Genomic DNA, 14,316 nt, shown 5'->3' on the forward strand with positions numbered 1-14,316 from the left:
TCTCCTTGAAGTCGGGGGTCTTCGTGGGGCGAGTTCAGCGTATGACGAGCGAGGGCCGGTGGGGAGTGGCGTATACGGCAGTATTGCTATTGTTTACGTCATGCGTATCGGACTGATCGCGATCGACGGCTGCTTCGGTTCGGCTATCGCGTCGATCATCGACATCGTGCGGGTGGCCGACGGAGCCCGCGGCGATGTCGACCCGCGGATCGACCCGATCGAACTCGCCATCCTCGGACCGAAACGGCGAGTGACCACGACGGCATCGATGACCCTGTCGGTGGACCACCCGCTGCCGGAGTCCGGAGAGTTCGACGTGGTCGTCGTCCCTGCGCTTGGAACCCTCACGGCCGCCGCGACCCACGACGCCCTCCAGAGTCGAGATGCTCGTTCGGTCATCGCCTCACTCGGGCGCCTCGACGACGCGACCACCCGGATCGCCGCGGCGTGCACCGGCGTGTTCGCCGTCGCCGAGACAGGACGGATGCATCATCGGCGGGCGACGACCAGCTGGTTCCTGGGGCCGGAGTTCCGGAAGCGCTATCCGACCGTCGCCCTCGATCTCGACACCATGGTCGTGGTCGACGGGAACCTCGTCACCGCCGGCGCCGCCTTCGCCCACATCGACCTCGCGCTCTCACTCGTGCGATCGATCAGCCCCGACCTGGCCCAACATGTCGCCAAGCTCCTCATCATCGACGAGCGCCCGTCGCAGGCGGCTTTCGTCGCCTACGAACATCTCCGGCACGAGGACCCGATCGTCGTCGAGTTCGAACGCTTCGTGCGCGCCCGCCTGGACGAACCGTTCAACGTCGCCTTCGTCGCGCAGTCGCTCGGCACCAGCCGGCGCACCCTCGAACGACGAGTCCGTGCGGCGCTCAACCTCACTCCGCTCGGCTTCGTCCAACGGCTTCGCACCGAACGAGCTCGACATCTCTCAGCAACCACGGACCTCACCTCCGCCGAGATCGCGCTACGGGTCGGCTACGCAAACGCCGAGACTCTGCGCTCCCTCCTGCGCAGGGAGCGACGCCGTTCCTGACCTATCGCCATGCCTGTAGCTTGTGTCCTAGCGCTCGGTTGGAACCACCTCTCAGCACGTCGCGTCGACGCTCCTGCGTCGCCCCTGGACTACCCACTCGACACGCCCGCAGCACAGCCCATGTGACGTGCCCCGGCTTCCCGGACGGTCGGGGTTGGGTGGCTGTGATGTCGCTGCGTTCTCGTCGAGAGGGTCAGCAGACCCGATCAGAGCCGATTGGGATGAGCCGCGAAGGCGGTTAGGTCAGGGCGGCCGAAGCCGGCCGGCGGGGTAGCGTCGGGCACGTCGAGGTCTTTCGGATGGATGGCGTAGGAACCTCCATCGTCGGGAGACCTCGACGTCTATCTGCGACCGACGCGCCCGGCCGACCTACACCTTCATCTGGGAAGAGCCCTAGAAGGTCGGGCCCGCGGGCAGGCGCGCGATGGCCGCCGCCGACATCGCTGTGCGGCTGCTCAGCGTGCCGCCGAGCTCGGCCAGCACCGTGCGGCTCGGCACGTACCGCGCCGCGCCGGCCTCGAGCATGTACGTGCGGCCCGTCGGGTCGACGACGAACTGGTGCACGACCGCGGTCGAGCGGTCGAGCTGGTCGCACACCGCAGCGCTGAGGGCGACGTGGTCGAGCCGCCACGCGGCGGCGACGGTCGCCGACGCGAAGGGCCGCAGCTCCCCGCCGATCGACACCAGGTCGGTCGAGCCGCACCGGTAGCCGAAGTCGTCGATCGCCGGCCCCTTGGGGAGCGCCGCGATCGCCGCGGAGGAGAGGTTGCGCCACTCGAGCGGCATCCCGAGCGCCGTCGCGTAGTCGCGGTGCGCGAGGTACATCGCGCGCGTGCCGTCCCACAGGTAGATGCGCGCATCCGGCCCCCGCACCCACTCGCCCGCCGCGAGCGGCGACGTCGCGTCGGCGCCCTTCGGCAGCAGCGCGATGGAGGACGCCGGCACGGGCGTGCGGCCGCTCAGCGTGCCGCCGAGGTCGGTCAGCACCGTGCGGTTCGGCACGTAGCGCGCCTGGCCGTTCTCCATCAGGTAGGTGCGACCCGACTCGTCGACGATGAATTGCAGGGCGCCCGTGCTCGAGCGGGTCAGCTCGGCGCACAGCTCCGCGTCGAGCGACGCGTGGGTGAGGCGCCATGCCGCCGCGGCCGTCGTCGAGGCGTACGGGCGCAGCACGCCGTCGGTCGCGACGAGGTCGGTCGACGCGCACCGGAAGCCGAAGCCGCCGATCGCGGGGCCCGCGGGCAGCGCCCGCACGACGTCGTCGGTGACGTTCCGCACCTGCCAGGGCAGGCCGAGCGCGTTCGTGAACTCGGAGTGCTGCACGTGCAGCGCGCGCGAGCCGTCCCAGAGCAGCACGCGGCCGTCGCTGCCGCGCACGAGCTCGCCGAGCTCGACGTCGAGGATGCGCGGCACGCCGTCGAGGCCGCGCGGCGCGACCTCCCAGATGCGCGCCGGCACGCCGAAGCGCGAGCGGATGAACTCGTAGGAGGCCTCGTCGGCCACCGGCTGGAGCCGCGCGCCGGAGGCGAGGTAGAGCGCGCCGCCGCGCTCGCGCACGAAGTGCGGCCCGAGCGCGCTGCCCGCCGAGGGCAGCGCCTGCAGCACGGTGCCGAGCTCGGTGCGCGCCGTGAAGAGCGCCGAGCCGCCGTACTTCGCGGGGTCGACGCGCAGCATGCCGCCGTCGGTCAGCAGGTAGGCGCCGGCGGCGCCCCGGAGGCGCGACGGCAGCTCGGCCGCGGTCGCCGGCAGCTGCTGCAGCGACGCGTCGGTGAAGACGGTGCCCGCGCTCGACGGGAGCAGCTGGATCTGCGCCTGCGAGAGCGCGACGACGCCGCTGCCGCTCTTGATGCGCAGGATGGTGCCCGCGGCGTTCCGCACCGCCGTGCCGGAGTCGAGCACGGGCGGCCCGACGCGCAGGTGCGCGATCGCGGCGTCGTCGAGGCGCACGCGGTCGGCGGAGTACCCGTAGCGCGTGGGGATCGTGACGTCGGCGAGCTCGCGGCGGGTGCCCGACTGGATGAGCCAGTCGTGGCCGTCGCTGCCGACGACGGTCGCGGCGATCGCCTCGCCCGCGGGCAGTCGGGCCTGCAGCGCCGAGCTGAGCCTCGGGTGGCCGGTGCACGCGAGCTGCCACTGCTGCAGCTGTGAGCACGAGGCGAAGCGGTGCGACACCCCGTCGTCGACGAGGCGCACGGCGCCGTCGGTGCCGGTGACCAGGCGTCCGAGCGCCGCGCCCTCGGTGTAGGCCGAGAGGGTCGCGCCGTCGACGTCGCGCGGCTCGCCGAAGGCGGGGCTGTACTCGGCGAGGATCTCGCGGGAGGTCACGTGGTGCCGGGCGGTGCCGCTGATGAGGTAGACCTTGCCGTTGCCGCGGTCGCGCAGCAGCGACGTCGAGGCGACGCCCTCGCGCGGGTCGCCGAACCAGTCGGTCCACATGCGCCAGAAGTTGCGGTTGCCGTAGGCGGAGCAGGCGTCGCCCGAGCCGTAGAGGTTGCCGAGCGCCGCGGCGTTCGGCTGGTACGGCGTGTAGACGTAGAGGCCCGCGGTCGCCTGGTTGCGGATGTACACGGGGCTCGTGCCGCAGGCGATGTTGGGGTGGTACTGGATCTGGTTGGTCTGGCCCGCGCGGTAGCGCCAGTTCTCGGGATGGGCGGCGTACCGCTGGAACTGCCGCCCCGCGTTGTAGAGCTGGTAGAAGAACCCGCCGAAGGCCGGGTCGCACGGCGCCGTGTCGGGGCAGGCGAAGCCCGTGGCGCGCTCGTAGCGGATCGCGGTGGGCGCCGTGAGCGTCACGAGGCTCTGCTCCTTCTGGAGGAGCACGAGCAGCGCGCGAGGGCTGATGTCGCAGGCGCGCGAGACGTCGGTGATGATCTGCGCCGAGGTGCGGTTCGCGTACGCCGGGATGGCGTCGCAGTACTGGCTGCCCGCCATCGCGGGGGTCGGCTGCCGGTAGTCCTTGAGGCAGGTGTAGCCGCTCTGGCACGTGCGCACCTGCGCGTCGAGGAAGGCCTGCACCTGCGCCGCGGTCATCGCGTCGCCGTCGAAGAACTGCTCGTCGCTGACGATGTAGCCGGGGTCGAAGCTCGAGGCCACGGCCGCCTCTGCGGCGGGGGGCTCGCTGGGCGGCGCGACGGTCAGCAGGCCGGCGACGAGCGCCACCACCGCCGCCGCAGACACCTTGGTGCGCCATCGCCGCATGCTTCAACCAATCCTTGAGAGTTCGGGCGCGTCGATGCTACCCCACGGCGTGTGCCGCGCAAGGGCGATGGGTGGTGCGGGCCCGGTCAGCCCTGCCGCAGGTCGAGCAGGCTGCCGTCGAGCGCGAGCATACCGCCCGAGGTGCGGAAGCCGCCGCCGAGCACCGTGAAGTGGCCGGCGTGCTGGAGCGAGTCGTACATGTGGGTGCGGTGCTCGTCCTGCGCGGTGGCCGAGATCGTGTAGGCGCCGGGGGCGAAGGGCAGGTGCTCGACGCGCACGTCGACCGAGCCCGATCCGCGCTCGACCGCCTCCGGCACGAACCCGCTGTCGCGGCCGTGCAGGCTCCACAGGTGCATGCCGTCGACGGTGTGCAGCTGCACCCCGAAGACGGGCCGCTCGATGCGCTCGGAGGCTTCGAACGACAGCCGGAAGGTCGCGGACGCGCCCGCGCGCGCCTCCGACACCTCGTCGCCGTGCTCGTCGACGAGGCTCAGCCGCGTGAACTGCACCTCGCCCGAGCCGTGGCGCACGCCGCCGCCGGGGCCGGCGGTCACCGCGTGGCCCGAGTCGGCGTACTCGTCGACGATGTCGGATGCGACGCCGACGTCCTGCAGGACGCCGTTGTCGAGCCACGCGGCGTGGTCGCAGAACGTGCGCATCTGCTCGATGCCGTGGCTCACGACGATCACCGTGCGGCCCTCGCGCCGGAACTGCGCGAACTTGTCCATGCACTTCTCCTGGAACTCCATGTCGCCGACGGCGAGCACCTCGTCGACGAGCAGGACGTCGGGCTCGACGTGGATGGCGACGGAGAAGCCCAGGCGCACGTACATGCCCGAGGAGTAGTTCTTGACCGGCTGGTCGATGAAGCGCTCGACGCCCGAGAAGGCGACGATCTGGTCGAACTTGCGGTCGAGCTCCTGGCGCGTCATGCCGAGGATCGAGCCGTTGAGGTAGACGTTCTCGCGACCGGAGAGCTCGGGGTGGAAGCCGGAGCCGACCTCGAGCATCGCCGCGACGCGACCGCGGGTCGTGATCGAGCCGGAGTCGGGGTTCAGGATGCGCGCCATGCACTTCAGGAGCGTCGACTTGCCGGAGCCGTTGCGCCCGAGCAGCCCGAACGTCGAGCCCTCCGGCACCTCGAACGAGACGTCCTTGAGCGCCTCGAAGCGGTCGTAGACCGCGCGGCGCCCGCTCAGCAGGGTCTGCTTGATCGACTGGTTGCGGTCGCGGTAGACGCGGAAGGACTTCGAGACGTGGTCGACGTCGACGGCGGCGGTCATCAGATCTCCTCGACGATGTCGCGGGCGAGACGGTCGAAGACGAGCTTGCCCACGATGAGCGACGCCGCCGACCAGATGAGCAGCGTCACCCAGATGTCCCACGTGGGCACCGCGAAGTCGTAGAGGATGTTGCGGTACGCCTCGATGAATCGCTCGGCCGGGTTGGCCTGGAAGATCGCGACGAGCGGCAGGTCGACGCCGTCGGCGGCGAACGCCTCCTGGCGCTCGCGCACGAGCTCGACCGAGAAGAGCACGCCCGAGGCGTACATCCATACCTGGCTGAAGATGCTCCAGAGATGCCGCAGGTCGCGGAAGTAGATGCTCGCGACGCTCAGCACCATCGAGATGCCCAGCACGAAGGCGAAGGTGAGCACGAGCAGCGGCACGAGGAGCGGCGCGTACAGCAGCACGAGCGGGCCGCCCACGAGCGCCATCACCGCGAGCAGCACGAGCAGCTCGATGCCGAAGTTGAAGCTCGACGAGAGCACCGACGAGACCGGCAGCACCGAGCGCGGGAAGTACACCTTCGTCAGCAGGCCCGCGTTGTCGAGCATGCTGTTCATGCCGGCCGCGACGGAGCCCGAGATGAAGCCCCAGACGATGACGCCGACGCCGATCCAGAGCGGGAAGACCTCGAGGCCCGAGTTCGTGCCGGGCGCGACCGGCAGCTGGAAGAGCAGGCCGAAGACGATCGAGTAGACCGCGATCTGCGCGAGCGGGTTGATGAGCGACCAGACGCGGCCGAGGAAGGTGCGCTTGTACTGCGCGCGGATCTCGCGCAGCGTGAGGTTGCGCATCAGGTTCAGGGTGACCCTGCGCTCCTCGCGCCTGCTCTCGCGCTCGACCTGGCTCATCGTCCTCCGTCCCCCGGCGGACGGGAACGTCGCTCGGGCAGAGGCGAGACTACCACCGCAGGCGCCTGCATCACGGGCCCTCGACGCCCGGCACGACCTGCAGGTAGCGCTGCGTCAGCACGAGCACGACGAGATCCGCGCCCGCCGCCTCGGCCTCCGCGGCGACGTCCGGCATGCCCGACGGCGCTTCGAGCGACGAGCGGATCTGGGTCGTCTCCTGGAACGTCGACTGGAACATCGGGCCGATCTGGCTGCCGGTCGAGTCGCGCACGAGCAGCACGTGCTGCTCCATGGGCGCCGCCGACGTGCTGGTGGTGATGGGCAGGCCCTCCATGTCGGTCGACGTGGCCGCGTCGGCCTCGCGCTCGACGCCGTCGGGGCCGACGATCGTCATGGGCGCGGGCTCCTCCGCCCACACCGGCACGGTCCAGTCGGGGCCGGGCTCGCGCGGCAGGCCCACGCCGGCGAACTCGTTGCGGTCGAGCACGACGTCGGCACCCTCGATCGGGAGCTCCGGCATCGCCGCGAGCGAAGCATCCGCCTCCCGCATGCACTCGGCCAGCTGCGCGAAGGCGACGGATGCGCCGTAGTCGGTCCAGTGGCTGTTGAGGGGCGAGTAGAGCGGCGTCGTGGCCGCCTCCTCGGCCATCGCCGCGCGCACGTCGACCCACGGCACCTCCGGCAGCTCCTCCTGCAGCTGCGCAAAGTGGCCCGGTCCCCGCAGCGCCTCCATCCAGTCGGGCAGCGCCTCGGGCACGATCTGCCACTTCGCCGGCGCGACGACCACGTACAGGTCGCGCCCCTGCTCGGCGAGGTCGGCGCGCATGTTCGACAGGTAGCCGTCCCACGCCTCGACGTGCTCGGGCGACAGCTCGCTGCGGCCCACCGCCTGCGAGAGGTTCGACCAGTGGGGCTCGCCCAGCAGCACGTGGCCGTCGTCGCCCTCGACCCAGTAGCCGCCGAGCCCGTCGACGTGCTCCTGCCAGACCGCCTCCGACGCGGCCGCGGCCTCGCCAGCCCACGGATCCACGGCGGGCTCGGCGAAGTCCGGGGCGCACGCGGCGGGCAGCGGCGCGCCCGGCTCGGCCGTGGGCTGGATCACGCCCTCCCCGAGCGGGCTCTGCTGCGAGCGCCAGACCATGCCTGCGATCGTCGCGACGACCACGAGCGCGATCAGCAGCACGAAGGGCACGAGCCGCCACCGGTGGTCGTGGCGCCACGACGCCTTCGCCTCCGGCAGGTCGCGCGGGCCCTGCCCGCCCTCGGCCGTCATGCGCCGCTCCCGCTCTCGGCGCGCATCCGCACCGCACGGGGCGTGGACGAGAAGCGCGGGTCGACGACGCGGCCCATGAGCCGCTCCCACGCGGGCGTGATCGCGCGCGCGTAGAGGCGCTCGAGCCAGCCCGGCGTCCAGTTCTTGAGGCTCATCGCCGGCTGCTCGATGAGGTGCCAGGAGAGGTAGGCGGCGATGTGGACGGCCACGATGATCACCACGTGGTAGACGAGCCAGCCGGCGTCCTGCAGCCCGAAGTAGGCAGCGAACTGCATGATCGGCCACGCGAAGATGTAGACGCCGTACGAGAAGTCGCCCGGCTTCTCCCAGCTCCGCAGCCGCGTCGCCCGCACCGCGAACCACATGAGCACGTAGCTGAAGAGGTAGGTGCCCCAGATGTTCCAGCCGCCGAACGCGTACGTCGCGCCAGCGCCGAGCGCGGCGGCGATCGCGAGGCGGTCGTCGATCGGGATGCGGTCCTTCCAGACGGCGAAGAGCATGCCGAAGGCGAAGGGCGCGAGGAACATGAGCATGAACGGGTCGCTCAGCCAGCGCCACGCGTTCCCGACCGTGCCCGCGCCCATCCACTGCATCGCGTTCAGGACGATGATCGCCGAGGCGACCGCCGTGGTGAGCCACCGGTAGGCCAGCAGGCCGAGGAGCCCCATGAACCCGACGAGGATGTAGGCGCGGAACTCGTAGAGCAGGGTCCAGGCGGAGCCGTTCCAGTCGTGTCCGCCGTGCGAGGCGAACGGCAGCGAGTCGCCCATCTCGGCGATGTTGCGCTGCCCGAGCTCGAGCCACATGTTGCTGAGGAAGTACGTCCAGGGCGACTCGCGCGGCGCCGTGAAGTAGCCGTCGATGCTGCCCGTCTCGCGCCACCAGGCGATGGGCGCGAGCACGAATGCCGTCGTGAGCAGCGCGAGCCAGAACGCCGGGAAGATGCGCAGCGCGCGGCGCCAGAAGTAGCGGAAGATCGACGACCGGCCCATGCGCGACTGCGTGATGAGGAACCCGGAGAAGAAGAAGAAGCCCGCGACGGCGACGCCGCCGAGCGACTGCTCGGTCGAGATCTGCACGCCGAGGTCGTTGCCGCCGTAGAAGCCGCCGAGCGGCCCCGCGTGGCTGAAGATCACCAGGAACGCCATGAGCCACCGGAGGAAGCCGATGCTGTTCGACCGCGGGTCGAAGGCCTCCTCGAGCGTGAGCGCGGTGCGCCGCTCGCCCACTCAGCGCCTCTTCAGGACGCGCCGCGCGTTGCGGTAGCCCCCGCGCATGGCGGCGTAGGCGGGCACGAGCGCCTTCGCGAGGCGCGGCGAGCGGCCCAGCACCGACAGCTTGAGCGCGGCGACGAGGTCGATGCCGCTGTTGGCGCGCACGCGGGCGATCTGCTCCTCCGGGGCGCCCGGGATGCCGGCCGAGATCGCGTCGAGCTTGTACTCGAGCATCGTGTGCGACTCGACCGCCTGCCGTGTGCCCATGACGGTGCGCACCTGGTAGCCGCGGCTGAAGGCGGCGTAGCCGAACAGGCGCTCGACGACGTGCGTGAGGCCGCCGTCGGAGTAGCCGCCCTCGGTCGGGAAGTCGTCCCACGCGAAGTCGGCGTCGAGGAGCGGCCGCAGCGCAGCGGGCCGGGCGATGAACATCGAGCCGTAGGGCGCGAGCGGGCTCAGGTCGTCGAACTCGACGTCGATGCCGAGCCGCTTCGCGAGCCGCTGCGCGGGCGCGCGGTTCGTGAACCAGGCGTTGCCCATCGTCGGGTAGCCCATGTGGATCATCGGCGGGAACACCATGCCGAGCGTGTCGTCGGCGGCGAAGCCGCGCAGCACGTTGGCGGTGTAGCCGGGCGAGCCGAGCAGGTTGAGCAGCAGGTGGTCCTTGAAGAAGGTGCCCTTCGTGTAGCCGTCCTGCGGGCTGCGCTTGGAGTGCAGCTTCACGATCACGTCGAACTCGTCGCCGAGCAGCACGTCGCGGCAGCCGAGCAGGAACGCCGAGATGTCGCGCCCGCGGTTGGAGGGCAGCACGCGCACGTCGTCGCCCGTGCGGCCGCGCGCGGCGAGCCGCTCGAGGATGCGCTCGCGCTTCGCGTCGTCGCTCGTCGTGGCGATGAGCCGGTAGCCGCCCGGGATCGTGTCGGCGCGGTCGAGCAGCTCGTCGATGAGGTCGTCGTAGTAGACGTGGGCGAGCACGCCGACGCGCAGCGTCGACGGGTCGGCGCCGCCGAGGTCGACGTCGGGGTGGATGTCGAGCATCGCCAGGTTGGCGTGGAGCGCGCGCGGCTGCGCCGTGCGGGCCTGGTCCTCCCACAGCAGCCGCATCGGGAAGCCCTTGTCGCGCATCCGCTCGATGACGCGGCCCGCCCGGATCGCGCGCTCGTCGTGGTAGAGCGGGTCGTGGAAGAACAGCCGGCGCTTGATGATCGGCAGCCCGTCGTCGACCATCTCGGTGATCATGTCGAAGATCGGGTGCGCGACCGGGTAGTCGGCCTCGGGGAACGCCGTCGCCGAGCGGAAGCCCTTCGACTCGAAGTGGTCGGTGAAGCGGCCCTCGTGCTGGCCGATGGAGTCCTCGTACGACTCGATCGGCGGCATGCCGTCCCAGTACTCGCGCCACGCGGGGCTCTGGTGCATGCTGCGGCGCACGGTGATCCAGTGCGTCTGCAGGTGGCGCTTGAGCGTGCCGGTCGCGGCGAGGCTGCTCACCGCGGGCCCGTGGTCGGTGACGCCCCAGAAGTCGCACTCGGTCGCGGCCATGCGCTCGAGCATCGGCTGGTAGGAGCCGATCGGGCCGTAGAACGTGTAGTTCATGAGCGTCAGCTCGTCGTAGCCGGCGAGCCGGTCCCAGCCGAACTCGCGCATCGCGTCGCGGTAGGCCATGACGTCGAAGCCGACGTTCTCGCGCTCCCAGACCGTGTCGGCGACCGCCTCGAGGGTGCTGCGCCCCTCGGCGCTCAGCGGCGAGTTCGAGACGACGAAGATGTGCTCGTAGTGGTCGCGCACCGCCTGCAGGTGGTGCGGGATGAAGTCGCCGACATGCCCGGCCTTGTCGTAGACGAGGTAGAAGAGCACGTTGGGCATGCGGTGGGCCTCACAGGTCGGCGAGCAGAACGGCAGCCCCCAGGGTACCGTCCATCGCGGACTCAGTCGCCGGAGCGGGGCGGGCGCAGGCGCCCGGCGCCGGTCTGCAGGCCGCGCGCGACGCGGCCGCCGACCGACCGGATCGTGCCGCCCACGCCGCGCGCGACCTGGGCGCGCAGGGCCGCGAGCTCGCGCTCCATGCGCTCCACGGCCTCGCGCGTGCGGCCGAGCTCGGCCGCGAGGCTCGCGTGCACCGCCTCGAGGTGGTCGCGCTGCGCCTCGGTGCGCTCGTGCGCCACCCGCGACGCCTCGGCGCGCGCGGCGTCGGCCTTCTCGTCGATGCGGCGGAAGCCGTCGGCGACGAACAGGGCTGCGCCCAGGTCGTCGACCGAGGCCATGCTGCGCCGCAGGTAGTCGTCGCGGATGCCGAGGTTGAAGGCGGCGTGCGCGTCGGCGTCGGCGTAGGCGCTGTTGCCGGTGGCGGAGGTGTCGTCGCGGCGGTGGTGCCAGAAGGCGAGCGGCTCGCCGTCGATGAAGCCCACCTCCGACGTGCGCAGCACCCGCAGCAGCAGGTCCCAGTCGGCGAGCGCCGTCAGGCGGTCGTCGTAGCCGTCGACCGCGTCGTAGGCGCTGCGGCGGTAGACGAGGCAGATGGGCGGCGTCGCGTTGCGGTAGAGCGTCTCGGTGAGCGTGACCGCGGTGGTGCGCGCCTGGTAGACCTCGCGCTCGAGCTCGACGACCTCGTCGCCCTCGACCCGCTCCCACACGACCGCGGTGCGGGTGGCGACGGCGGCCTCGTGGGCGTGCTCGGCGAGGTGCGCGGCGGTGCGCTCGAGGAACCGAGGGTCCCAGCTGTCGTCGTCGTCGTGGAAGACGAAGGTGGCGGCACTCGAGGCGCGCACGCCGATGTTCATGCCGCGGGGGCGCCCGACGGGCTGCTCGTGGTGCACGACCACGACCTCGTCGGCGACGGTGCCGCGCACCGCGTCGAGCAGGCGCTCGACCCCCGCCGCATCGCCGCCGTCGTTCACGACCACGAGCTGCCGCGGGCGCTCCGTCTGCGCGTCGATGCTGCCGAGCGCGCGCTCGAGCAGCAGCGGGCGGTCCTTCGTGCGGACGACGACGGCGACGTCGACGGCCATGTCAGCGACGCCCCTGCTCGAGGAGCCGCTCGAGGTAGGCGCCGTAGCCGCTCTTCACGAGCGGCTTCGCGAGCTCGGCGAGCTGCGCGTCGTCGATCCACCCGGCGCGCCAGGCGATCTCCTCGATGCAGCCGATCTTGAACCCCTGCCGGTCCTCGATGACCCGCACGTACTCGCTCGCCTGCATCATCGACTCGAACGTCCCGGTGTCGAGCCACGCGACCCCGCGGTCGAGCACCTGCACCTGCAGCCTGCCCTCGTCGAGGTAGCGCTCGTTGATGCTCGAGATCTCGAGCTCGCCGCGAGCGCTCGGCTCGATCGACTTCGCGATCTCGACGACGCCGTTGTCGTAGAAGTAGAGGCCGGGCACGGCGTAGCTGCTCTTCGGGTGGGCCGGCTTCTCCTCGATGGAGACGGCCTTCATCTGGTCGTCGAACTCCACCACGCCGTAGGCGCTCGGGTCGGCGACCTGGTAGGCGAACACGACGCCGCCGTCGACGTCGGTGTGCGAGCGCAGGTTCGAGCCGAGCCCCGTGCCGTGGAAGATGTTGTCGCCGAGCACGAGCGCCGCCGAGTCGCCGTCGAGGAACTCCTCGCCGATGATGAACGCCTGCGCGAGGCCGTCGGGGCTCGGCTGCACCGCGTACTCGATGCGCATGCCGAGCGACGAGCCGTCGCCGAGGAGCGCCTTGAACTGCTCGTTGTACTCGGGCGTCGTGATGACGAGCACCTCGCGGATGCCGGCCATCATGAGCGTCGACAGCGGGTAGTAGACCATCGGCTTGTCGTAGATGGGCATGAGCTGCTTCGAGATGCCCTTGGTGATCGGCCACAGCCGCGTGCCGCTGCCGCCTGCAAGGATGATGCCGCGCATGGGTCGATGCCCGTCCTTCCGGTCGCTGTCGGGTGCGATGCAGTCTATGTGGCCGGAGGTCGCGTGCGGCCTCAGGAGCCGGCGACGGGACCCATGACCACGGTGACGAGCGTCGTGACGACGACCGCGAGGCATCCGGCGATCACGAGCGCCTGCCAGCGCAGCCGCTGCGCGATGAGCGCGAGCGACGCGAAGGCCACGAAGCCCATCGTCGCGCCGTAGCGCGCGCTCGGCCGGGGGAAGTAGTGCGTGCCGCCGCTCGAGAGGAACGACTGCAGCTGCACGATGAGCGGCCAGCCCAGCGAGCCGATGAGCGCCGCGATCGCGATCACCGCGAGCGCGCTGCCGCGCCGCGCGACGGCGAGGCCGACGAAGATCGCCGCGAGGCCGACGATCGAGCCGATCCCGCCGACGAAGGCGACGAGCTCGCCCGAGGCGACGCCCTCCTGCGCGTACGTGTGGCCCATGGTGGACAGGCCGCGCGGGATCGTCGGCAGCCACTCGAGGAACGGCGTGCCGGTGAAGGGCTGGGTGTTGACGCCCTCGACCGGGTTCTCCCAGTCGGGGTCGCCGCGGCCGGCCTGGAAGCGGGTCCAGAGCACGTAGACCGCCCCCACCGCGGCGACCATGGCGGCGCCCGTCGCGAGCAGCCAGCCGCGCCCGGCCCACGGGCGGTAGCGCTCGGGCAGCAGCGCGAGCACGACGAACGCGCCGGCGATCGCGAGGAACGGCAGCGCGTTCATGACCTTGACGCCGGCAGCGAGCGCCGCGAGGGCGACGAGCAGCACCGCCGGCAGCCAGCGGCGCCGGCCGCGCGGGTCGACCGCGCCGCCGAGCGCGAGGAGGCCGAGCGCGGTCGTGAGGAGGAAGGGCGCGTCGTTCGTGACGATCGTGGCGGCGGTGAGCCCGGCCCACCACATGCCCGCGAGCGCGGCGACCGACCCCGCGAGCGCCGGGCCGACGCCGAGGCGGCGGAGCGCCAGGTGCATGACGACCATGCCCGCCGCGAGCCACACCGCGCCGAGCGCTCGGGCCGAGAGCACGAAGTTCCAGCCGGTGACCGACTCGACGGCGCGCGCAGCCATGCCCGTCGCGAGGTAGTAGAGCGGCGGATGCGAGAAGTTGTACTGCGCGGCCGACACCGGGTACGCCTCGGCGGGGCCGGTGGTGCCGCAGGCCGGCAGCCGCAGCAGCTCGTTGCCGTAGCAGTTCCAGAGCTCGATGACCTCGGGATCGATCGAGTCGCCCGCGGCCGGGATCTCGAGCTGCGAGGCGTTCCACGCGTAGTCGATGTGCGACGGCTCGTCGAGCGCCGACAGGGGCGCGCCGCGCGCCACGACCGTGAGCACCGCCACCATCGCGAGCGCCGCGAGGGCGACAATGACGAGCGCGTCGACCCATCGCGGGGTGCGCCGGCGGGCGGGGAGGCCCGCCTCCGCACGGCGCTCGACGGCCTCCGGCGCGTCGGCGGCGGGTCGCGCGGGGGTGCCCTCCGCCGCGTCCGTCATGATGCACAGCCTATCCAGACCCTCAATGTTCCCTTGACCCGCATGGGGTACGACTGGGAGGATCG

Annotated in this window: 10 protein-coding genes; 1 reads left to right on the forward strand and 9 read right to left on the reverse strand. The window is 71.5% G+C overall.

Features of this window, described 5'->3' with window-relative positions:
* The first annotated feature begins 100 nt into the window (after positions 1-100).
* Positions 101-1,042, forward strand: a complete 942-nt coding sequence (locus tag MU522_RS01730; RefSeq protein WP_087136509.1) for a helix-turn-helix domain-containing protein — start codon at positions 101-103, stop codon at positions 1,040-1,042.
* A 393-nt stretch (positions 1,043-1,435) separates the two neighbouring features.
* Here the strand turns inward: MU522_RS01730 and MU522_RS01735 are convergent, their stop codons facing one another.
* From MU522_RS01735 to MU522_RS01775, 9 genes are all read right to left on the reverse strand, one after another.
* Positions 1,436-4,240, reverse strand: a complete 2,805-nt coding sequence (locus MU522_RS01735) for a hypothetical protein (protein WP_246992029.1) — start codon at positions 4,238-4,240, stop codon at positions 1,436-1,438.
* A gap of 86 nt (positions 4,241-4,326) precedes the next feature.
* Entirely contained in the window at positions 4,327-5,523 is a 1,197-nt protein-coding gene (locus MU522_RS01740; RefSeq protein ID WP_246992031.1) for an ABC transporter ATP-binding protein, read from the reverse strand.
* On the reverse strand, positions 5,523-6,377 hold the full coding sequence (locus MU522_RS01745; RefSeq protein WP_240671293.1) for an ABC transporter permease: 855 nt from the start codon (positions 6,375-6,377) through the stop codon (positions 5,523-5,525). Before MU522_RS01745 ends, MU522_RS01740 begins: the two co-directional genes overlap by 1 nt.
* A gap of 70 nt (positions 6,378-6,447) precedes the next feature.
* Positions 6,448-7,650, reverse strand: coding sequence for a hypothetical protein (locus MU522_RS01750; RefSeq protein ID WP_246992033.1), 1,203 nt, complete (start codon positions 7,648-7,650; stop codon positions 6,448-6,450).
* On the reverse strand, positions 7,647-8,879 hold the full coding sequence (locus MU522_RS01755) for an acyltransferase (RefSeq protein ID WP_246992035.1): 1,233 nt from the start codon (positions 8,877-8,879) through the stop codon (positions 7,647-7,649). The genes MU522_RS01750 and MU522_RS01755 overlap by 4 nt, the downstream gene beginning before the upstream one ends.
* Entirely contained in the window at positions 8,880-10,727 is a 1,848-nt protein-coding gene (locus MU522_RS01760) for a rhamnan synthesis F family protein (RefSeq protein WP_246992037.1), read from the reverse strand. It lies immediately after the preceding gene.
* A gap of 62 nt (positions 10,728-10,789) precedes the next feature.
* A complete protein-coding gene (locus MU522_RS01765) occupies positions 10,790-11,869 on the reverse strand; it encodes a glycosyltransferase family A protein (protein ID WP_128189108.1) in 1,080 nt (359 codons plus the stop codon).
* A 1-nt stretch (position 11,870) separates the two neighbouring features.
* On the reverse strand, positions 11,871-12,743 hold the full coding sequence (rfbA, locus tag MU522_RS01770; protein WP_128189109.1) for a glucose-1-phosphate thymidylyltransferase RfbA: 873 nt from the start codon (positions 12,741-12,743) through the stop codon (positions 11,871-11,873).
* A gap of 71 nt (positions 12,744-12,814) precedes the next feature.
* Entirely contained in the window at positions 12,815-14,251 is a 1,437-nt protein-coding gene (locus tag MU522_RS01775; RefSeq protein ID WP_246992039.1) for a hypothetical protein, read from the reverse strand.
* Positions 14,252-14,316 lie beyond the last annotated feature (65 nt).

The organism is Agrococcus sp. SCSIO52902, from assembly GCF_022983135.1.
GTDB classification, from domain to species: Bacteria; Actinomycetota; Actinomycetes; order Actinomycetales; family Microbacteriaceae; genus Agrococcus; species Agrococcus sediminis.

What these genes read in the sequence shown, in the direction of transcription:
- MU522_RS01735 (WP_246992029.1), bottom strand. Translation starts at nt 4,240, where the DNA reads ATGCGGCGATGGCGCACCAAGGTGTCTGCGGCGGCGGTGGTGGCGCTC.
- MU522_RS01745 (WP_240671293.1), bottom strand. Translation starts at nt 6,377, where the DNA reads ATGAGCCAGGTCGAGCGCGAGAGCAGGCGCGAGGAGCGCAGGGTCACC.
- MU522_RS01750 (WP_246992033.1), bottom strand. Translation starts at nt 7,650, where the DNA reads ATGACGGCCGAGGGCGGGCAGGGCCCGCGCGACCTGCCGGAGGCGAAG.
- rfbA (WP_128189109.1), bottom strand. Translation starts at nt 12,743, where the DNA reads ATGCGCGGCATCATCCTTGCAGGCGGCAGCGGCACGCGGCTGTGGCCG.
- MU522_RS01765 (WP_128189108.1), bottom strand. Translation starts at nt 11,869, where the DNA reads ATGGCCGTCGACGTCGCCGTCGTCGTCCGCACGAAGGACCGCCCGCTG.
- MU522_RS01730 (WP_087136509.1), top strand. Translation starts at nt 101, where the DNA reads ATGCGTATCGGACTGATCGCGATCGACGGCTGCTTCGGTTCGGCTATC.
- MU522_RS01740 (WP_246992031.1), bottom strand. Translation starts at nt 5,523, where the DNA reads ATGACCGCCGCCGTCGACGTCGACCACGTCTCGAAGTCCTTCCGCGTC.
- MU522_RS01760 (WP_246992037.1), bottom strand. Translation starts at nt 10,727, where the DNA reads ATGCCCAACGTGCTCTTCTACCTCGTCTACGACAAGGCCGGGCATGTC.
- MU522_RS01775 (WP_246992039.1), bottom strand. Translation starts at nt 14,251, where the DNA reads ATGACGGACGCGGCGGAGGGCACCCCCGCGCGACCCGCCGCCGACGCG.